General features: G+C 63.2%; 18 protein-coding genes. 13 read left to right on the forward strand and 5 right to left on the reverse strand.

Going from position 1 to position 20,272, the window contains the following annotated elements:
* Positions 1 to 184 precede the first annotated feature (184 nt).
* Together thrS and OHD58_RS15600 are read left to right on the forward strand one after the other, a co-directional pair.
* On the forward strand, positions 185 to 2,179 hold the full coding sequence (thrS, locus tag OHD58_RS15595) for a threonine--tRNA ligase (RefSeq protein WP_263804337.1): 1,995 nt from the start codon (positions 185 to 187) through the stop codon (positions 2,177 to 2,179).
* A gap of 94 nt (positions 2,180 to 2,273) precedes the next feature.
* The gene (locus OHD58_RS15600; protein ID WP_263804338.1) at positions 2,274 to 3,212 is read left to right on the forward strand and encodes a lysophospholipid acyltransferase family protein; all 939 of its coding nucleotides are present in this window, start codon (positions 2,274 to 2,276) and stop codon (positions 3,210 to 3,212) included.
* Between the two features lie 38 nt (positions 3,213 to 3,250).
* Here the strand turns inward: OHD58_RS15600 and OHD58_RS15605 are convergent, their stop codons facing one another.
* Positions 3,251 to 4,219: a hypothetical protein gene (locus OHD58_RS15605; protein WP_263804339.1), complete on the reverse strand. Its 969-nt coding sequence runs from the start codon at positions 4,217 to 4,219 to the stop codon at positions 3,251 to 3,253.
* A 126-nt stretch (positions 4,220 to 4,345) separates the two neighbouring features.
* Here OHD58_RS15605 and OHD58_RS15610 point away from each other — a divergent pair, with 126 nt between their 5' ends.
* Together OHD58_RS15610 and OHD58_RS15615 are read left to right on the forward strand one after the other, a co-directional pair.
* The gene (locus OHD58_RS15610; RefSeq protein WP_263804340.1) at positions 4,346 to 4,930 is read left to right on the forward strand and encodes a nitroreductase; all 585 of its coding nucleotides are present in this window, start codon (positions 4,346 to 4,348) and stop codon (positions 4,928 to 4,930) included.
* A 16-nt stretch (positions 4,931 to 4,946) separates the two neighbouring features.
* Positions 4,947 to 5,555, forward strand: coding sequence for a flavin reductase family protein (locus tag OHD58_RS15615; RefSeq protein ID WP_263804341.1), 609 nt, complete (start codon positions 4,947 to 4,949; stop codon positions 5,553 to 5,555).
* On the opposite strand, the gene OHD58_RS15620 is transcribed toward OHD58_RS15615, so the two are convergent.
* Both OHD58_RS15620 and OHD58_RS15625 read right to left on the reverse strand, forming a co-directional pair.
* On the reverse strand, positions 5,552 to 6,427 hold the full coding sequence (locus OHD58_RS15620) for an HpcH/HpaI aldolase/citrate lyase family protein (protein WP_263804342.1): 876 nt from the start codon (positions 6,425 to 6,427) through the stop codon (positions 5,552 to 5,554). The two genes, OHD58_RS15615 and OHD58_RS15620, sit on opposite strands and share 4 nt — an antisense overlap.
* A gap of 1 nt (position 6,428) precedes the next feature.
* Complete coding sequence (locus OHD58_RS15625) at positions 6,429 to 6,881, reverse strand: MaoC family dehydratase (protein ID WP_263804343.1); 453 nt, start codon at positions 6,879 to 6,881, stop codon at positions 6,429 to 6,431.
* 165 nt (positions 6,882 to 7,046) lie between these two features.
* Here OHD58_RS15625 and OHD58_RS15630 point away from each other — a divergent pair, with 165 nt between their 5' ends.
* The 3 genes from OHD58_RS15630 (at position 7,047) to OHD58_RS15640 (ending at position 10,682) form a co-directional block, all read left to right on the forward strand.
* Positions 7,047 to 8,168 carry a DUF2336 domain-containing protein gene (locus tag OHD58_RS15630; protein WP_263804344.1) on the forward strand — a complete coding sequence of 374 codons (1,122 nt, stop codon included), beginning with the start codon at positions 7,047 to 7,049 and terminating at the stop codon, positions 8,166 to 8,168.
* Positions 8,169 to 8,377: 209 nt separating this feature from the next.
* Positions 8,378 to 9,415: an OmpA family protein gene (locus OHD58_RS15635; RefSeq protein ID WP_263804345.1), complete on the forward strand. Its 1,038-nt coding sequence runs from the start codon at positions 8,378 to 8,380 to the stop codon at positions 9,413 to 9,415.
* A 34-nt stretch (positions 9,416 to 9,449) separates the two neighbouring features.
* Complete coding sequence (locus tag OHD58_RS15640; protein WP_263804346.1) at positions 9,450 to 10,682, forward strand: caspase family protein; 1,233 nt, start codon at positions 9,450 to 9,452, stop codon at positions 10,680 to 10,682.
* 38 nt (positions 10,683 to 10,720) lie between these two features.
* On the opposite strand, the gene OHD58_RS15645 is transcribed toward OHD58_RS15640, so the two are convergent.
* Both OHD58_RS15645 and parE read right to left on the reverse strand, forming a co-directional pair.
* Positions 10,721 to 11,599, reverse strand: a complete 879-nt coding sequence (locus OHD58_RS15645; RefSeq protein WP_263804347.1) for a DMT family transporter — start codon at positions 11,597 to 11,599, stop codon at positions 10,721 to 10,723.
* 83 nt (positions 11,600 to 11,682) lie between these two features.
* The gene (gene parE, locus OHD58_RS15650; protein WP_263804348.1) at positions 11,683 to 13,743 is read right to left on the reverse strand and encodes a DNA topoisomerase IV subunit B; all 2,061 of its coding nucleotides are present in this window, start codon (positions 13,741 to 13,743) and stop codon (positions 11,683 to 11,685) included.
* A 250-nt stretch (positions 13,744 to 13,993) separates the two neighbouring features.
* Between parE and cpaB the strand changes: the two genes are divergently transcribed.
* From cpaB to OHD58_RS15680, 6 genes are all read left to right on the forward strand, one after another.
* Positions 13,994 to 14,902, forward strand: a complete 909-nt coding sequence (cpaB, locus tag OHD58_RS15655; RefSeq protein WP_263804349.1) for a Flp pilus assembly protein CpaB — start codon at positions 13,994 to 13,996, stop codon at positions 14,900 to 14,902.
* Between the two features lie 88 nt (positions 14,903 to 14,990).
* A complete protein-coding gene (locus OHD58_RS15660; protein ID WP_263804350.1) occupies positions 14,991 to 16,373 on the forward strand; it encodes a type II and III secretion system protein family protein in 1,383 nt (460 codons plus the stop codon).
* A 4-nt stretch (positions 16,374 to 16,377) separates the two neighbouring features.
* On the forward strand, positions 16,378 to 16,647 hold the full coding sequence (locus tag OHD58_RS15665; protein ID WP_263804351.1) for a hypothetical protein: 270 nt from the start codon (positions 16,378 to 16,380) through the stop codon (positions 16,645 to 16,647).
* A gap of 16 nt (positions 16,648 to 16,663) precedes the next feature.
* On the forward strand, positions 16,664 to 17,875 hold the full coding sequence (locus OHD58_RS15670) for an AAA family ATPase (RefSeq protein WP_263804352.1): 1,212 nt from the start codon (positions 16,664 to 16,666) through the stop codon (positions 17,873 to 17,875).
* Positions 17,872 to 19,308 carry a CpaF family protein gene (locus OHD58_RS15675; RefSeq protein WP_263804353.1) on the forward strand — a complete coding sequence of 479 codons (1,437 nt, stop codon included), beginning with the start codon at positions 17,872 to 17,874 and terminating at the stop codon, positions 19,306 to 19,308. The genes OHD58_RS15670 and OHD58_RS15675 overlap by 4 nt, the downstream gene beginning before the upstream one ends.
* Positions 19,309 to 19,312: 4 nt before the next feature.
* Entirely contained in the window at positions 19,313 to 20,272 is a 960-nt protein-coding gene (locus OHD58_RS15680) for a type II secretion system F family protein (protein ID WP_263804354.1), read from the forward strand.

Genomic DNA, 20,272 nt, shown 5'->3' on the forward strand with positions numbered 1-20,272 from the left:
CAAGTCCCCGATCAGGAGAACTTGCCACAGGTGGAGAGTTAAGGAAGGCCGGGCGCGCCGGGGATTGCGATTAGCCTTTCAAATTTCTTTACGCCTGCCGATTTCGCCACTAGAAAGCGTCGCCGCCGGACGCATCCGGCAATCACCACCCGCGCTCGTTTGCGGGACTGGATAGGAGAAGAAAATGCCTGCCGTTTCCCTGACATTCCCCGATGGTTCCGTCCGCGACTACGACGCGGCGATGACCGGCGCCGAACTGGCCGAATCGATCTCGAAGTCGCTCGCCAAGAAGGCTGTGGCGCTGGCGATCGATGGCGAGCTGCGCGATCTGTCCGATCCGCTGAAAAAATCCGGTAAGGTCGAGATCGTTACCCGCGAGGATCCGCGCGCGCTCGAATTGATCCGCCATGACGCGGCCCACGTACTGGCCGAAGCGGTGCAGGAATTGTGGCCGGGAACCCAGGTGACCATCGGCCCGGTCATCGAGAACGGCTTCTATTACGACTTCGCCCGCAACGAGCCCTTCTCGCCGGAGGATTTTCCCGTCATCGAGAAGAAGATGCGAGAGATCATCGGCCGCAACAAGCCGTTCACCAAGCAGGTCTGGGATCGCGACCACGCTAAAAAAGTATTCCGCGACAAGGGTGAGGCCTACAAGATCGAGCTGATCGACGCGATCCCGGAAGATCAGGACCTCAAGATCTATGCGCAGGGCGACTGGTTCGACCTCTGCCGTGGCCCGCACATGGCCTCGACCGGCCAGATCGGCAACGCCTTCAAGCTGATGAAGGTGGCCGGCGCCTATTGGCGGGGCGACAGCAACAGGCCGATGCTGACGCGCATCTACGGTACTGCCTGGGCCGACCAGGCGCAGCTCGACCAGTACATCCACATGCTGGAGGAGGCGGAGAAGCGCGATCATCGCCGGCTTGGCCGGGAAATGGACCTGTTCCACTTCCAGGAGGAGGGGCCGGGCGTCGTCTTCTGGCACGCCAAGGGCTGGAAGATGTTCCAGAACCTGATCGCCTATATGCGCCGCCGGCTCGGCGACGACTATCAGGAGGTCAACGCACCGCAGGTGCTCGACAAGTCCCTGTGGGAGACGTCGGGCCATTGGGGCTGGTATCAGGAGAACATGTTCGCGGTGAAATCCGCGCATGCCTTCACGCATCCGGAAGATCCGGAGGCCGACCAGCGTGTGTTCGCGCTGAAGCCAATGAACTGCCCCGGCCACGTCCAGATCTTCAAGCATGGCCTGAAGTCCTACCGAGATCTGCCGATCAGGCTTGCCGAATTCGGTAACGTGCATCGCTACGAACCGTCGGGCGCGCTGCACGGGCTGATGCGCGTGCGCGCCTTCACGCAGGACGATGCGCACATCTTCTGCACCGAAGAGCAGCTCGAGGCGGAGATCCTCAAGATCAACGACCTGATGATGTCGGTCTACAAGGATTTCGGCTTCGACGAGGTGGTGGTGAAGCTCGCCACGCGCCCGGAGAAGCGCGTCGGCACCGATGCGATGTGGGATCATGCCGAGGACATCCTGAAAAGCGCGCTCGCCCGCATGGCGCGCGCGGACAACCGCATCAAGACCGGCATCAACGAAGGCGAGGGCACTTTCTACGGTCCGAAGTTCGAATACACGCTGAGGGATGCCATCGGCCGCGAATGGCAGTGCGGCACCACGCAGGTGGACTTCAACCTGCCGGAACGGTTCGGCGCCTTCTACATCGGTTCCGATTCGGAAAAGAAGCAGCCGGTCATGGTCCACCGTGCCATCTGCGGCTCGCTGGAGCGCTTTCTCGGCATTCTGATGGAGAGCCACGCCGGCCACATGCCGCTGTGGTTCGCACCGCTGCAGGTCGTCGTGGCCACGATCACCTCGGACGCCGACGCATACGCTGCCTCGGTGGTCGTCAAGCTCAAGCAGGCAGGGCTTTCGGTCGAGGCCGATCTGCGCAACGAGAAGATCAACTACAAGGTCCGCGAGCACTCGCTGGCCAAGGTTCCGGTGATCCTCGTCTGCGGCAAGCGCGAGGCCGAGGAAGGCACCGTCAACATTCGCCGGCTGGGTTCGCGCGACCAGGAATCGCAGACGCTCGAAGCGGCGATCGGTATGCTGGTCGACGAGGCACTGCCGCCCGATCTGCGGCGCCAACGCCTGGCCAACGCAGCCTGAACGGACAAAAAGGGGGCTGGATGCGCAAGCCGTCCAGCCCTCTTTTCATATGCCTGTCACAATACCGGCTCACCAAGCGCGGATGCTGATCGATATGCGCCGGAACACTCAGTTTCCCGAGCTTTCCTATGCCAATGAGAACCATACGCGGCTGAAGCGATGGTTCATCCGCTCCGTCGAAGGACTTTCCGGCCGCGATCGTTACGCGCGGCTCTACGAGATCTGGCGCCGCGAAATCGTGCCGACCGGCGAGCGCATTTTCGGCCGCATGCTCGACCTCATCGATGTGTCGGTCCATTGCCGGGACGAGTGGCCGCCGCGGGAGTTGCCTGACGGTCCGCTTGTCATCGTCGCCAATCACCCGTTCGGCATCGGCGACGGCATTGCCGTCCTGTCGCTCGCCGAGCGGCTCGGGCGGCCGTTCCGGGTCATGATTCACCGCGATCTGCTGAGAATCCGCGAGATGGAGCCTTATGCACTGCCGGTCGACTTCGATGAAACCAAGGAAGCATTGAAGAACAACATGGCGATCCGCCATGAGGCGCTGCGGTTGCTGAAGGAAGGCGTGACGGTGGTCATTTTCCCGGCCGGCGGCGTGGCGACGGCGCCGAAGGGATTCGGCAAGGCCGAAGACCTGCCATGGAAGATGTTCCCGGCCAAACTGGTGCAGGAAGCCAGGGCTTTGGTGATCCCGGTCTATTTTTCAGGCCAGAACGGCCGCCTTTTTCATCTGGTTTCGAGCCAGATGAACAGAAGCGAACAGGATGGCAGGCTGGCGAAACTGGTCGGCAACGTGTCGCTGACCTTGCGCATCTCGCTCCTGATCCGCGAATTCGCGCGGCTTTCGGGCAAGTCGATCAGCGTGAGGATCGGCCCGGTGATACCCTGGCAGGAAATGGAGCCGCTCCGCGACCGCAGGCATCTTATCAGGTTCCTGCACGACCGGGTGTTCGGGCTGGCGCCGGAGCAGCCGGCACGGCACCGCTCGATGCGCAAGCGATTGCGGCGCGACCGCTCCGCCTTGGGCGCCTGAAATCGCTGGATTTTCGTGGATTGGCGCTGGAGTGGGCCTCAGTCGGCGCCGTCGATGATGTCGTCGCCGGTCGCGGTCGCCTCTGTTGCCAAGACTTCGACTTCCGTGTTGTGGCCGCCCTCGACGGTAAAATCCCGCTGGTAGATTCGGTCACGGTTCTTCGCCACGATCGTATAGTCGCCCTCGGCCAGCACCATCGAGGCAAAGGCGCCGACGGTTTCACGGATCGGATCGCCCGAATTGGTGAGGATAGACCAGGACGTGTCGGCGATCGCCTCGCCGCCGTGGTCGCGCACCAGCTTCATGGTGAGTTCGGCGGCGCGGTGTTCCACCGTGGCTTCGGTAAGCTTGCCGGCCTCGACGCGGATGTCGGAGCGGATGATCGCGTTGACCGAACCGTAGGTCGAAACGACGTGATAGGTGCCGGCGTTGAGCCCGACGACGGCGCCCGGCTTCACGTCCGGAATGATCAGTGCCCGGTCGTCGTCGTCCGCGGCGCCCACTTCATAGATGGAGAAGCGCAATTTTTCGGGAGGGATCTTCACGCCGCCGGCAAGAACCGCATCGAGTTTCAGGCCGCCCGCGTCAAGCACCAGGTTTTCCCGCCGCGCCGTCTTGGTCACGGTGATCCGTTTGGTGGCGCCGGCACGGCCGAAGGAGGCATGGACGAGGTAGCTGCCGGGATCGAGCGTGAAGGCGCTGGTACCGCCCTGCGCGGAGGCGACCAGCGGCAGCTTGCCGTCATCGCCGGCTTCCGGCCTGAAAACCCGCCAGACCAGCCCGCGTGTGATTTCGGTGCCGTCCTCGGTCAATTGCGCCGACAGCGTGATCTGGCCGTCGCCCAGCGCCAGCGGCTTGTCTTCCTTGGCCGGCGCAAAATTGTTTATTTGCGGCAGCTTGAGGTCCGCGGCCGGGGCGGGACTTTCCTGCGCCAAAGCCGCTGCTGGCCAGACGGCGAGCGCAACGATCAGGCAATGCCGTGTGAATCTGTACAGGCCAGCGAACATGACTTGCCTTGAAGCCCAAGGCGGTGGCAATTTCAAGGCCTGTTCATTGGCCTCGAGCCGCCGCAGCCCAAGCAGCCCTGCCGTTCTCCTGGGTAAGCTTCAGCCAACAACCAGGAGCATTTTGCCATGACTTCACCGATCGTCGATTTTTTGCTGACCAGAAGTTCGGCACCGATCCCGGAATTGAAGGAGCCGGCGCCGTCCAACGCCGAGATCGAAACGCTGATCCGCATCGCCTCGCGTGTGCCCGACCATGGCCGGCTGGAGCCTTGGCGTTTCATCCTCTACCGCGGGCAAGCGCGCGAAAAAATCGGTGAAGAACTGGCCAAGTTGGCTGAAAAGCGCGAGGGCCCGCTGCCGGAAGGCAGGGTTTCGCAGGAAAAGGCCAGGTTTTCGCGAGCTCCGCTGGTCATCGGCGTGGTTCATGTGCCGCGCGAGAATCCAAAAATCCCGCAGTGGGAAATGTTGCTTTCCGGTGCGGCCGCGGCGATGAACCTGGTGATCGCAGCCAACGCTATGGGCTATTCGACCAACTGGATCACCAACTGGTATTCCGACACCGGGGAGGGGCGCCGAATACTCGGCTTGGCGCCCGAGGAGCGCGTCGTCGGCTTCGTCCATATAGGTACATTTTCGGGAGAAAAGTTCGAGCGGCCGCGGCCTGATGTGTCTAAACTCTACGCCGATTATTCCGGGCCGTGGCAAGGCTGATAAGGGGAGAGAGATATTGTTTTACGAACCGTCAAATGGTCACGGCCTGCCGCACGATCCATTCAAGGCGATCGTTTCGCCGCGCCCGATCGGCTGGATATCGACGATGAACGGCAGGGGCGAGGTCAATCTCGCGCCCTATTCCTTCTTCAACGCGATCTGCAACAACCCGCTTCTGGTGCTGTTTTCCTCGGACGGCGAGAAAGACAGCGTGAGCTTTGCCCGCGAGCGGCCTGAATTCGTTGCGAATCTCGTCGGCCGCGAATTGGCGGAAAAGATGAACCGCAGCTCCGTCAACGCGCCGCGCGGTGTCAGTGAGTTCGGCTATTCGGGATTGACACCGGCGCCCTCCCGCCTGGTTGCGCCGCCGCGCGTTGCCGAAGCGCCGGCGGCCCTCGAATGCCGGGTCACCGAAATTCTGGAGCCGAAAGGCCTGGACGGCGGGCATGCCGGCGTCTTCGTCGTTGTTGGCGAAGTGGTGGGCGTCCATATCGACGAGGCATTCCTGACGCCGGAGGGCCTGTTCGACGCCGTCAAGGCCGGCAACGTTTCCCGGCTCGGCTACATGGATTATTCGACGATCGATGCGACGTTCGCGATGCGCAGGCCGCGCTGGGAAGACTAGATACCGGCTGCCTTGGCACGCATCAGCAACCGCTCGGCCAGCCTCAGATGCGGCCGGTCGTACATCTTGCCCTCGATGCCCACGACACCCGGGTTGCCCGCAGAGCGAAAAGCCTCGACGACGGCCTGGGAGCGGGCAACCGCTTCGGCCGACGGCGTGAACGCTTCGTTGATGATCGGGACCTGCGCCGGATGGATCGCCATCTTGCCGGTGAAGCCGTCGCGCTCGGCCTCGTCGCATTCGGTGCGCAGGCCGTCCGTGTCGCGGAAATTGACGAAAACCGTGTCGATCGCCGCCACTTCCGAGGTGGAAGCGGCAAGGATAGTCATCGTGCGGGCGAAGCGGAAGACGTCGGTGTAGCGTCCGCGGTCGTCGCGGGTGGCGCGTGCGCCGATCGACGCCGAAAGGTCTTCCGCACCCCAGGTCAACCCCTCCAGTCGCGGATTTGCATCCCGCCAGGTCGGCGCGGCAAGCGCGCCGATGGCGGTTTCCGTCATGATGGCGATGATTTTGGTGGCGCCGTCGGTTAGCCCTTGCTGCGCCTCGTGGACGCGCAACTTTGCCGAGAGGTGGGTAGCGTCCATGCTGCTGTTGGCCTTGGGCAGCATGATGCCGTCGGGTGCCACGCCGACCACCGCGGCAAGATCGTCGTCGGTCAGCCCGGTCGAAAGGTCGTTGACGCGGATATAGAGCTTTGCCGCCGTTTCCTTGCGCCGCGCCGCGATGAATCCGGCAGTCACGGCGCGCGCCGCTGCCTTGTTGGCTGGCGCGACCGAATCTTCCAGGTCGACGATCACCACGTCGGCGCCGGACTGAAATCCTTTTTCGAGTTTCTTTTCCGAATCGCCGGGAACGAACAGCAGCGAACGCATATCAGGCGGCCTTCTTCCTGATCATCGCCTGGCGCGTGCATTGAGCGACCAGCGCGCCGTTCTGGTTATAGGCGCGATGCTCGAACTCGACGATGCCGCGATCAGCCTTGGATTTCGATTCGCGCACCGTCTTGACCTCGGTCTCCACGCGGACCGTGTCGCCGTGGAAGAGCGGGTGCGGAAATGTCGTGTCCGTCATGCCGAGATTGGCGATCGTGGTGCCGAGCGTGGTGTCGTGTACCGAGATGCCGATCATCAGGCCGAGCGTGAACAGCGAATTGACCAGCGGCTTGCCCCATTCCGTCTTGGAGGCGAAATCAAAGTCGATATGCAGCGGCTGCGGATTCATCGTCATCACCGAAAACAGCACGTTGTCGCTCTCGGTAATGGTTCGCGTGATCGGATGCCTGATCACCTGGCCGATCTCGAATTCTTCAAGGAACAGTCCGGCCATGGCTTCTTTCTCCGTTGTCGGCAGTTTTGATAGAGCATCGCTCCGAAAAGTGGAAACCGGTTTTTGCGGCGACGGCCTGTCGCGCCGGTTAACGAACATGGTGAACCGTTCGTAAACCAATTCTGCCTAAGGTCCAAAGTGGGTCTGCTTGGGGGGGGAATCGGGATGGTCGTGGGTCATTTCCTGAAATGGATGGAGACGGCGCGTGTTTCGGAGCGCGCGGCGGCTGCGGGGGCCCTGGCCCGCGCGTACATCGATGCCGAATTGCCGTTCGAGGACCGCTGCGCCGCCGAGGCGGCGCTCACGCTGCTGCTTGAGGACCCCTCGGCGAAGGTGCGCCTCGCACTGGCCGATGCGCTGTCGATGAGCCGCCATGCGCCGATGCAGATAGTCAGCGCGCTCGCCGCCGACCAGCCCGAGGTTGCCGCCCTCATCCTGGCGCGTTCGCCGCTGCTCAACGATGCCGACCTGATCGATCGCGTAGCATCCGGCGCTGCGTCGACCCAGCGCCTTATCGCCGCCCGGCCCGGGGTTTCGATGGCGCTTTCGGCGGCGATCGCTGAAGTCGCCGATGCCGATGCCTGTCTGGCGCTGCTCGACAATCCTTCCGCCGACATCGCATCGCTGAGTTTCCGCCGCATGGCCGAGCGCCATGGCGACATTGCGCCGCTGCGCGAAAGCCTGCTCGGCGACGGGCGTCTGCCGTCCGATTGCCGGCACATGCTTCTGGTGAAGCTCGGCGATGCGTTGAAGGCCTCGCCGCTGGTGGTGGCCATGATGGGCGCCGCGCGCGCCGAGCGCATCACCAGGGAAGCATGCGTCAAGGCCTCGCTGACGCTCATCGACAACACGTCGTCCGGCGAGTTCGCCGCGCTGATCGAGCATCTGCGCATCCGCGGCGATCTCACCGCCAGTTTCCTGGTGCGCACTGTCGCCCACGGCAAGATCGATTTCTTCGGATCAGCGCTGGTCGCGCTCACGGCGCAAGGCGAGGCGCGGGTGAGGGCGCTGCTTGCCGCCGGCCAGGATGTCGCCCTGTCGTCGTTGTTCCGCAAGGCCGGGCTGTCGGCAGCCGTCCATGGCGTCATCCTGCGTGCTCTCAAGATCTGGCGCGAAGTGGCCAACGGCAAGCGTATTGCCGGCCCTCAGGAGGTCACCTGGCTGATGCTCAGCGAACTCGGTGAAAAGGCGCAAGGCAGCGACCTCGCCAATCTTTTGAAGTCGATCCATCTCGACGCGCTGCGCGAAAACGCCCGCGGCCACGCCCTGGCCATCGCCGCGGCTTGAGCCATCACGTTTCAAGCCGGCCTCGACTGACGCCTCGCAAAATCTTCTCAACTGTTCTAATGTAAAGCCGCGCCGTTTTCTGGGCTGACGGCAAGGTTGCATCTTGTTTCCTTGCTCAGGAGGCATGCATGTACAAGTTGTTTGATGATTTTCACTCTTTCAAGCGAAGGTTTGCGCGTCGGCGCGCGGCGTGGCAGGCGATTTACTTGATGGCGACATTGACAGCGGCAGTGCTGGTTTCGCCGGCAGCCGCATTTGCGCAGACAAACTGGACGCTTGATCCAGCCGCCTCGGTGCTCACCTACCAGTCGGTCAAGAAGAATACCGTCGTGGAGACCAACAAGATCCGGAATATTGCCGGCTCGCTTGCCGCCGACGGCGCCGCCAGGATCACGTTCGACCTCAACTCGGTCGATACTGGCGTCGACCTGCGCAATGTCCGCATGCGGTTCCTCTTTTTCGAAACCTACAAATATCCGACGGCGGAACTGACGGCGAAGGTCGATCCCTCGGCTTTCGCGGATCTTCCGGCGAAGCGGCGGATGGCGGCAAAGCTGCCGTTCCGCCTCAATCTGCATGGCGTCGACAAGGATTTCGAAGCCAACGTCGTCGTCACCATGATCACCGACAAGATGGTATCGGTAGCGTCCGAGAGCCCGGTCGCCGTCCATGTCGAGGATTTCGGCCTGCTTCCGAACATCGAGAAGCTCCAGCAGGCCGCCAACGTGACCAACATCGTGCCGACGGCGTCGGTTTCCTTCGACTTCGTCTTCACCGCCGACGGCGGACAACCGTCCCTGCCGGTGCAGACCGTCGCCGCGACGACCGAGGTTGGGCCGGTTGCCACCGACGCCGCAAAGACCGCCTTCAGCGAAGACGAGTGCCTGAACAGGTTCGAGGTTCTGTCACGCACCGGAGCCATCTATTTCCGCTCCGCCAGCACGCGGCTCGATGACAAGAGCCGTCCGCTGCTCGACGCGGTCGTCGACGTGGTCGGCAAATGTCCCGGCCTGAAGATCGAGGTCGCGGGTCACACCGATTCCGATGGCTCCCTGGAGGCCAACAAGCTTCTCTCGGAGCGCCGGGCCGCTGCGGTCGCAGATGCCATACTTGCAGCAGGCGTGTCGGCGCGGCAGATTGCTGCCGCGGGTTATGGCGAAGACCGCCCCTTTGCCCCGAACGATACGGCCAAGAACAAGGCACTGAACCGGCGGATCGAATTTTCCGCCACGCGGTTGGTCAATTGAACAAGGATCCGTTGATCCGGTGGGGTGCGGTCTGATGGCTCGCCGCAGGTCTCTCGCGCGCAATCTCGGGCTGGCCCTCGTCGCCCTGCTTTTGACGCTGGGCACCGCGAGCGCGGACCGCCGCGTCGCGCTCGTGCTCGGCAATTCGCAGTACCAGCATGCTCCGGCGCTCATCAACCCGGTGCGCGACGCCAAGGCCATCTCCACGCGCCTGGAACAGCTCGGCTTCGAGGTCATTTCCGGTTTCGATCTCACCAAGTTGCGGACCCAGGAGACGATCGCGCAATTCGCCAGACAGGTGCGCGGCGCCGATGTCGCGCTTTTGTTTTATGCCGGTCACGGCCTGCAGGTTTCGGGAGCCAACTATCTGCTTCCCGTGGATGCGGCGCTTGAAGACGAAACCTCGCTCGATTTTGAAGCCGTCCAGATCGACTTCATCCTGCGGCAGATGTCGCGCGAGACCAGCGTCCGCCTGATCTTCCTCGACGCCTGCCGCGACAACCCGCTCGCAGAGGTGCTGGCAAAAGCCGGCGGGAACGCCAAGGCAGGCAGCGGTCTTGCCGAAATCCAGATCGAGAATGGCGGTTCGGGCACGCTTGTCGCCTTCGCCACCAGCCCCAACCAGGTCGCCTATGATGGGGCGGGCGAGCATTCGCCGTTCTCCGCGGCGCTGCTTGCCCATATCGGCGAACCCAACATTTCCATCACCGAGGCGATGAACCGGGTTACTGGCGATGTCTTCAAGGCGACATCCGGAAAGCAGCGCCCCTGGCTCAATGTTTCGCTCACCACCGAGGTCGTCCTCCACAAGATCGATCTCAACGCACCGCTGATCGTCGGTGAGGCGGCTCCGCACCCCGGCCAGCCCGGCTCGGAGGTGCGCAATGCCACCGGCGTGACCGATCCCTCCGGCTCCGAGGAAAATGCCCAGATCGCACTCAATCTGCTGCGCCAGCAGATTCCCAAACTGGAATCGGATCGGCCTGTTCTGTTCGACCTGCCGATCGATTTCGGCGACCCGGCGATCGACGGCAAGAGCATCGCACAGCTCATCCAGGGCAAGCCGCGCTTCAGTCCTGTCGAGGGGCTGGAGAAGCAGGCATGGGACCAGCATTGCAGCGCCTGCCATCAGTGGACCAAGGAACGTCTCTGCGAACAGGCCGGAACCTACGACCGCATCGACGTGTCGGTGTTGCGCCTGCAGCATCCGCTCGGCACGCGCTTCAAGGTCGCGCTGGCCAACTGGGCGAAAAACGGCTGCAAGTAAGCTGTTTTTGCTGACAATAAGTTGTTCACGAAAACCAGTCAGCCAGCCGGCGCAGTCCCGACTCTCCGGTAGGATGCGATGTCGTGACTGGCATGGACCAGCACCGCGGCCAGGATGACGACGCCACCGACGATGCTCGTTGCAGGCGGCAACTCTGCCAGTATGAGCCAGGCGAACAGCACCGCGAGCGGTATCTCAGCGGTGCCGAGCAGCCCGGCTTCCGCGGCCGGCAGCAGCCTCGCACCCTCCGTCCACAAGATGACCGCGGCCGCGAACGAGGCGCCGAACGCGCACATCACGATCATGTCGTGGGCGGAAACGGCAAGCGGATCGACGACGAACCAGCTGGCGGCGAAAAGCAGCAGCGCCGAGACGGCCGCCGCCCAGACGACGGGCGTGTCGCGAAAGGCCCGGATCATCACCAGGTAAAGCGCGCAGCCGGCCGTCATCGCCAGCGCAAGCAGGTCGCCGAACAGGTTGGCGCCGCCGAAGCCGCCGGAAACGATGATTGCCACGCCTGCGAGCGATATCATGGCGGTCGCCATGGTTCGCCAGCGCGGCTGCTCGCGGAACGCCAGCCATTCGATCGCGGCCGCCATGAACGGAACTGTCGCGTAGATGACCGCGACATTGGCGACATAGGTATGTTTGAACGAGGCGATGAACAGGATGCTGGATACCGCGCCGACGACGGCAAGCAACCAGCCGCGCCAGCCCAGCCGCAAGGTTGTCTTGCCGCCGTCCCGGTGCCAGAACACATAGGCGGTGATCAGCGCCGCTCCGACAAATCCACGCCAGCCGGCGATCGTCCATGGATCGGCAGTGGTCGTCTTGGTAAAGACCCCGGCCAGCCCGAAGAACGCCGTCGAGGCGACGATCAGCCCGATGCCGAGCAGCCGGTTTGCACTGTTTTCCATGCAGGAAGCATGCGCCAACCCAGGGTATCAGTCGATGGCCACGGCCGCCGATGCTGACAGCACTCCGTCAGGAGTGCATGGAGTCAGATATCCAATTCTTCCGTGTGGGCGAATTCGGCGCGCTCCTGGATGAAGCGGAAGCGCAATTCCGGCTTGGTGCCCATCAGCGCGTCGATGGAAGCCTTGGTCGCCGCCGCGTCGTCGAGCACTTCGACCCGAAGCAGCGTACGCTTCTTCGGGTCCATCGTGGTTTCCTTGAGCTGCGCGGCCATCATCTCGCCCAGTCCCTTGAAGCGGCCGATCTCGATCTTGCCGCGCCCGGTGAACTCGGTCCGCAACAGTTCGTCCTTGTGGGCGTCGTCGCGGGCATAGGCCACCTTGCCGCCCTGCCGGATCGAATAGAGCGGCGGCACCGCCATGTAGAGATGGCCGCCGCGGATCAGGTCGGGCATTTCCTGGTAGAAGAAGGTGATCAGCAGCGATGCGATATGGGCGCCGTCGACGTCGGCGTCGGTCATGATAACGACGCGGTCGTAGCGCAAATCCTCGTCGCGGTATTTCGAACGCGTGCCGCAGCCGAGCGCCTGGATGAGGTCGGCGATCTGCTGGTTGGCGGTCAGCTTGTCGGCGCCGGCGCTGGCGACGTTGAGGATTTTTCCGCGCAGCGGCAGCACCGCCTGGCTGGCGCGGTCGCGAGCCTGCTTGGCCGAGCCGCCGGCCGAATCGCCTTCGACGATGAAGATTTCAGCGCCGGCCGCCGCGTTCTGCGTGCAGTCGGCAAGCTTGCCCGGCAGCCGCAGCTTGCGCACCGCGCTCTTGCGGTTGACTTCTTTCTCCTGCCGCCGCCGCACCCGCTCGTCGGCGCGCGCGATCACCCAGTCGAGCAGTTTCGAGGCTTCCTGCGGATTGTCGGCCAGCCAGTGGTCGAACGGGTCGCGCAGTGCCGTCTCGACGATGCGGATCGCCTCGATGGTGGCCAGCCGGTCCTTGGTCTGGCCGACGAATTCCGGCTCACGGATGAACACCGACAACATGCCCGCCGCCGAGATCATCACGTCTTCGCTGGTCACGATCGCGGCGCGCTTGTTGCCGACGAGCTCTGCATAGGCTTTCAGCCCGCGCGTCAGCACGTTGCGGAAGCCCGTTTCGTGGGTGCCGCCCTCATGCGTCGGAATGGTGTTGCAGTAGGAGTTGATGAAACCGTCGCCGCCGAACCAGGTCACCGCCCATTCCAGCGAGCCGTGGCCGCCCTGCTTGTCGCTCTTGCCGGCGAACATCTCGCGCGTCACCTGGAAATCGTCACCCAGGCTCGCCGCGAGATAATCCTTCAGGCCGCCCGGAAAGTGGAACTCGGCCTTGGCTGGCGTCGGATCCTTGTCCTCGATCAGCGATGGATCGCAGCTCCAGCGAATCTGCACGCCGCCGAAAAGGTAGGCTTTCGAACGCGCCATGCGGTAGAGCCTGGCCGGCTCGAAATGCGCTCCCTTGCCGAAGATGTCGGGGTCCGGATGGAAGCGGGTGCGGGTGCCCCGCCGGTTCTGCACATCGCCGAGCTGCTCCAGCCCGCCCTGTGGAATGCCGCGCGAATAGACCTGTCGGTAGAGCTTGCGGCCGCGCGCCACCTCGACCTCGAGAAGATCGGACAACGCGTTGACCACCGAAACGCCGACGCCGTGCAGGCCGCCCGACGTCTCGTAAACCTTGGAATCGAACTTTCCGCCGGCATGCAGCGTGGTCATGATGACTTCGAGCGCCGACTTCTTCGGGAATTTCGGATGTGGGTCGACCGGAATGCCGCGGCCATTGTCGGTGACCGTCAAAAATCCGTCGGCGCCGAGCTCGACGTCGATGAAGGTAGCGTGCCCCGCCACCGCTTCGTCCATCGAATTGTCGATCACCTCGGCGAACAAATGGTGCATCGCCTTGTCATCGGTGCCGCCGATATACATGCCCGGCCGCCGGCGCACCGGCTCCAGCCCCTCCAGCACCTCGATATGGCTGGCGTCATAGGCGTCGCTGGCGTCCTTGGCTTGCGATGTCTTCCTGGCGGCCTGCACCAACGGGTCGGCCGGGCGTGAAGAGGCGCGCGGGGCAGGCTCCGGCTGTTTGCCGATGGTCGAGAAGAGATCGTTGCTGTCGTCCATGGATGCTTTCAACGCTGCGAATCGATGCAGGATATCGATGCAGGATAATGCCACGCTTTGTCCGGAAAAGGACAGAGGTTCCCGTTCCGTTCGAGCGCCGGATCGTTCCAGATAGGCGGTTTTCCTAAAGGCTTCGATAACCACGCATTCGAATTTAGGTCCAGCTCCCATATGCGCCATTCCTAATTGTTTAGCATTGGCCCGTAGCCTCGCTTCGAAAAGAAAAAGCAGGGCGACGAGGGAAAAGGGCGTGAGGGGCAAAGCCATTACGATGATCGGCATCGCTGCCGTTGTCGGTGCTGCATCGATTTTTGCGGCCGACATCTGGATGAAGAGCGCCGGCGCCCGTGTCCAGGAGGTATCGGTCGAGCTGCCGGCACAGCCCGCGCAGCCCAAGGTCGAGTTCAAGACCATCGTCGTTGCCACGGCGCCGTTGCGTTTCGGCATGCCGCTCGATCGCGCCCAACTCTCTGAAATTCCGTGGCCGCAGGCTTCGCTGCCGCAGGGCGCCTTCGCCACCATCGACAAATTGTTCGCCGACGGCGCCCGTGTCGTGCTGTCGCCGATCGAGGCCAACGAGCCGGTGCTGCTTGCCAAGCTGTCGGGACCGAATGGCCGTGCAACGCTTTCCAATCTCCTGTCGCCGGGCATGCGTGCGGTGACCATCAAGACCGACGAGATCGCCGGTGTCGGCGGCTTCGTGACGCCGGGCGACCGCGTCGATGTCGTGCTGACGCGCGACGCCGGCGCCATCGACGAGACCTCCGACAATGCCAAGGGCGCCTCGGGTGCCACCATCACCAGCGAGATCGTCGTCGAGAATGCCAAGGTGCTGACGGTCGGGCAGGGCGCCGACGAGCGGCAGACCAGCCCACAGGTGGTGACCTCGGTGACCCTCGAAGTCACCACCGAGGGCGCGCAGAAGGTGGCGCTCGCCCGCAATATCGGTTCGCTTTCGCTGTCGCTGCGCGCGGCAGCCGCGGGTGGCGCGTCCGTCGACGGTGTCACCACGATTTCGGCATTCGGCGGTTCGATCGCCGCGGGTGCGGCCGAAGCAGTGACAGAGGTTGTCGCGCCGGCGGAACCTAAATTCAAGACGGTGATCGTGACGCGGGGAATACAGGCGGAGACCTACCAGGTGGTGGCTCCCGTCCAATGATTTGAATGACCGGTGGGCGCCGGTTTTGGGGACGACGATTATGTTTGGGTGGGTTGGGAATTTCGATAGGCATGGGCGCGCCGGCTTGATGGCCCTGGCTGCCATGGCCATCAACGTCGCGATCACGCAGGAGAGCTTCGCGAATGGCGACGTGATCCATATTTCCTCCAGCAGGAATACGGTCATCAAGGTCGCCAAAGGCAAGCCGAGGACGGTCAAGACGAACGCGGCATTCTACGAGATCGTCATCGGCGATCCGGATATCGCCAACGTCAATCCGCTTACCGACAAATCGTTCTACGTGCTCGGCAACAATCTCGGCACCACCGGCATCGCGCTTTTCGACGAAAACAAGCAGCTTGTCGGCACGATCGACGTCGAGGTGACGCTGGATACCGACCGCCTTGCCAGCACCATCCGCAATTCCGTGCCCGACGCCGACATCGAGGTGAGTTCGGCCAATGGGCGGCTCGTGCTGTCGGGTTCGGCAAAGGATGCGGTTGCCGCCGGCAAGGCATCCGAGATCGCCACCCGCTTTTCCGGCGAGGAAGAGGTCATCAACACCGTCGACATTTCCTCCTCGCAGCAGGTTCAGCTCAACGTCCGCTTTGTCGAGATTAACCGCCAGGCCGGCCAGCAGCTCGGCGCCAAATACAGCGCCAACTTCGCCTACGGGCTTGACGGCCGCGACATCATCATCTCCCCCGGCGAGATTCCGACGGCGTCGACGGGCGAGATCGTCGGACGTCTCCTGTCGAATGGCGCCTCCATAGACATCGCGATCAAGGCGCTGGAGGAGCGTGGGCTTGCGCGGCGGCTCGCCGAGCCCAACCTGATCGCGCGTTCGGGCCAGACGGCGAGCTTCCTTGCCGGCGGCGAGTTCCCGATCCCGGTCTCGGAGGACGACGGCCAGATTACCGTCACCTACAAGAAATACGGCATCGGCCTCGATTTCAAACCGACGGTGTTGAAGGACAGCCTCATCAGCCTCGATATCGCGCCTGAAGTGTCGTCGGTCGATGCCTCGGCTTCCTACAAGATCGGCGACATTTCCGTTCCGGGCTTCATTGTCCGCCGCGCCTCGACGTCGATCGATCTGAAGAGCGGTCAGAGCTTCATGATGGCGGGGCTTCTGCAGAGCCAGAACGACATGACCAACATGGCCCTGCCGGGCCTCGGCAAGCTGCCTGTGCTCGGTCCGCTGTTCAGCTCGAAATCATACATGCGCCGCGAAACAGAGCTGGTCATCATCGTCACGCCCTATCTGGTCAAGCCGATCGACCCGTCGAAGAAGCCGCTGACGCCGGCCGACAGCACCGTTCCCGCCAGCAACGTCGACTATTTTCTCGGCAATACCGAGGAGGTGAAGGTGCCTGCCGGCGGAAAGGCCGAAGTGATGACGGCAAGGGCAGGGGCCACCGCGATGCCCGCGGTGACATCCGGCCATTTTCTCGATCTGCCGAAGGAATGATCCCATGGCAAACAGGTTGAAGACGGGCGTATTGTTGCTGGCTGCCGCATTGACGGCGGGATGCACCACCGAAGACTATTCCCGTGCCGATGGCCTCACCTCCAGTGCGGGCAACAGCGTTTACGCCAACACCGTCATGCAGATGGTCGACCCGTGGCAGCCCGGAGTCCAGCACACCAAGCTTCGGGTGCCGGCGGTGAGGACGTCGCCCGACGCCGCATCGCAGGGCAATTCCGCGCCCGCCGCTCAGGCACCATCCACCACATCCAACTGACGGCAGGGCTCGGCAAATGACAAATCCCGCCAAGACAAGGAAGGTCGTGCTCGTCTCGACCGACAAGCTTTTCCTGCAGGACGTCCGCGCGGCGTTGGCGCAATCCGACATGATCGAACTGGTCACGGTCGACAAGAATGTCACCGAGCTCCGGGGCGAGATCCAGGAAACCGACAGTGCCGCCGTCATCGTCGACATGGATGCGGCGCGGCTCGAGGAAATCGAGGCGCTGCAGCGCATTACCAGGCGGCTGGAGGGGCGTACCCCGGTCATCGTCGTCACCCAGGAGTTCAACGCCGCGGCGGTGCGCATCCTCGTGCAGCTTCAGGTCGCGGATTTCCTGGTCAAGCCGATCACCACCGCCGACCTTGTCCGTTCCTGCATTCGGGCCTTGCAGGGGCCGGGGCGGGAACAGAACACCGAATCGCAGATCTACACGTTTATGCCGGCCGCCGGCGGCGTCGGCACCACGACGCTGACGTTGCAGACGGCCTTCCAGCTGCACCACTCGGTAACGCGCGGCGCCTCGACCTGCGTGGTGGACCTGAATTTCCAGCAGGGCGCCTGCGCCGAATATCTCGACCTCGAACCGCGTTTCGACATCGCCGAGATCGAGAACCAGCCGGAGCGCCTCGACCGCCAGCTGCTCGACGTCATGCTGTCCAAGCATTCGAGCGGCCTCTGCGTGCTGGCCGCACCGACGCGGCCCTCCGAGATGCGGTCGTTCAACACCGATGTCGTCGTGCGCATGCTCGACCTCGTCTCGGCCTATTTCGACAATGTCGTCATCGACATGCCGCGCACCTGGTTCCCGTGGACCGAAACCGTGCTGCTCGGCTCCAACAAGCTTTACATCGTCGCCGAGATGACGGTGCCGTGCCTGCGCCACACGCAACGGCTGATCCAGGCGATCTACGAGACCGCCGGCAAGGAAGTGAAGCCAAACGTCATCGTCAACCGCTTCGAGCAGAAGATGTTCGACAACGGCATCAAGCAGGCCGACGTCGAGGAGATTTTGGGCGAGCATTTCATCGGTGGCATCGCCAACAACTACCGGCTGGTACGCGAAGCCGTAGACCGCGGCGTGCCGCTACACGAGATCGACCCGAACGCCAATGTCGTCAACGATCTGAAGAAGATCGTGCTGCCGGAGGAATTTGGCGCCGGGCCGCAGAAATCGCGCTCGCTGTTCGGCCTTGGCCGCGGCCTGCTGAGGAAAGCAGGATGAACAGCCGTTTTTCGACCCTCCAGAAACGCACGCTCGAGCCGGAGCGTCCGGCGGAACCGAGGCCGCCGCGCGAACAGGGTAGCGTGCTCATCCCCAATGTGCGCAGGCCGGTACCGGCGCCCAAACCGGAACCGGCGGCAGCCGCCACCGCCAAGACCGCCAACAAGGTGCTTGAGGCACGCGGCCGCATCCACCGCATGCTGCTCGAAGAAATCAATCTTGTCGCGCTGGAGCGCCTGCCGAAGGACGAGATGCGCCGCCAGGTGCACGAATTCGTGTCCGAGAAGACGCGCGAAGAGCGCATGGCGATCAACGTCGCCGAACTCGACGCACTGGTCGATGACATCGTCGACGAGATGGTCGGCCTCGGCCCGCTCGAGCCGCTGCTCAAGGATCCCTCCATCAACGACATCCTGATCAACGGTCACCAGAACTGTTTCGTCGAGCGTCACGGCAAGCTCCAGCAGGTGAATATTCCCTTCAAGGACGAGGCACATCTGCTTCGGATCATTAACAAAATCGTCGCCGCGGTGGGTCGCCGCGTCGATGAATCCCAGCCGATGGTCGATGCCCGCATGCTGGACGGCTCGCGTTTCAACGCGGCGATCCGGCCGGTCGGCGTCGATGGCCCGCTGGTCTCGATCCGCAAGTTTTCCAAGAACAAGCTCGGCCTGCACAAGCTGGTCGAGTTCGGCGCCATCACCCAGAACATGGCCGAGGTGCTGGCGGCCGCAGTGCATGCCCGCAAGACCACCATCATCTCGGGCGGCACGGGCACCGGCAAGACGACCATGCTCAATGCGCTGTCGGCCTTCATCCCGGAAGACGAGCGGCTGATCACCATCGAGGACGCCGCCGAACTGCAACTCCAGCAGCCGCATGTCGCGCGCATGGAAACGCGGCCGGCCAACATCGAAGGCCACGGCGAACTGAAGCAGCGCGACCTCGTCAAGAACGCGCTGCGCATGCGGCCCGACCGCGTCATCCTCGGCGAGTGCCGCGGCGAGGAAGCTTTCGACATGCTGCAGGCGATGAACACCGGCCACGAAGGCTCGATGGCGACCATTCACGCCAACACGCCGCGCGATGCGATTTCCCGTCTCGAACAGATGCTCGGCATGACCGGCATGCCGATGACGGTGCAGTCGATCCGCAGCCAGATCGCCAGCGCGCTCGACCTCATCGTGCAACTCACCCGCCTGTCTGACGGCAAGCGCAAGGTCACCAGCGTCGCCGAGGTCACCGGCATGGAAGGCGATATCATCCAGATGCAGGAGATATTCCGCTTCGTGCGCACCGGCATGGAAGCCGACGGCAAGATCCTCGGGCATTACGAAGCGACCGGCATCCGGCCGCGCTTCCTCGAAGACCTCAAGGCGATGGGCATCGAGTTTCCCGGAAAATATTTCGAACCCGGCAGGCCGCAGGAATAACGCGATGCTGGGCGGCGGGCTCTACCTGTTCTACGCGCTCATCGGCCTTTGCGCCGTCATGATCGCCGAGGCCATCTACCTGCTTTATGCGGGCCGCAGCGACCGCCGCGCGGCGATCAACCGGCGCATGAAGCTGCAGGAGAAGAAGCTCTCCCAGGAGCAGGTGCTGATCCAGTTGCGCAAGGAGCGCGGTCTGGATAGGCGCGGATCGCTGTTTTCGCTGGAGCGCTTCCGCAAGCTCCGGACGCAGTCGGGCCTGGTCATGCCGCTGCCGAAATTCCTGTCGATGACCTCCGGCGCCGCTTTGGCCCTGGTTCTGGCCGGCGTATGGAAAGGCGTTCCGCTGTCGCTTGCCGCACCCGTGCTCCCGGTGCTTTGCCTGGCGTTTCCAATCATTGCGCTGCGCCATCTCAAGAAGCGTCGTCACAAGCAGTTCGGCATCCAGTTGCCCGAGGCGCTGGAACTCATCACCCGCAGCCTCAAGGCCGGCCACCCGGTGCCCGTGGCCATCGCCATGGTGGCGCGGGAGATGCCCGACCCCATCGGCACCGAGTTCGGCGTCGTCGCAGACGAGGTGACCTACGGGTCCGATCTCGTCAGCGCGCTGCACAGCCTGTTCGAGCGCGTCGGCCACGAGGATCTGCCGCTGTTCGTCACGGCGGTGTCGATCCAGCACTCGTCGGGCGGCAATCTGCGCGAAATTCTCGACGGCCTTTCGACGGTTATCCGCGAACGCGGCAAGCTGAAGCGCAAGGTCCGCGCGATTTCGACGGAAGGGCGCATGTCGGCCTACATCCTCACCGCCGTTCCCATTCTGCTGATGACGGCGATCATGGTGATGATGCCGCATTTCTACAACAACGTCTGGGACGAGCCGATGACCTGGTATCTGCTCGGCGGATCGTTTGCCTGGCTGATGCTCGGCAATTTCATGCTGTTCAAGATGTCGACCTTCAAGTTCTGA

The organism is Mesorhizobium sp. ZC-5 (assembly GCF_025753855.1).
Taxonomy (GTDB): Bacteria; Pseudomonadota; Alphaproteobacteria; order Rhizobiales; family Rhizobiaceae; genus Neomesorhizobium.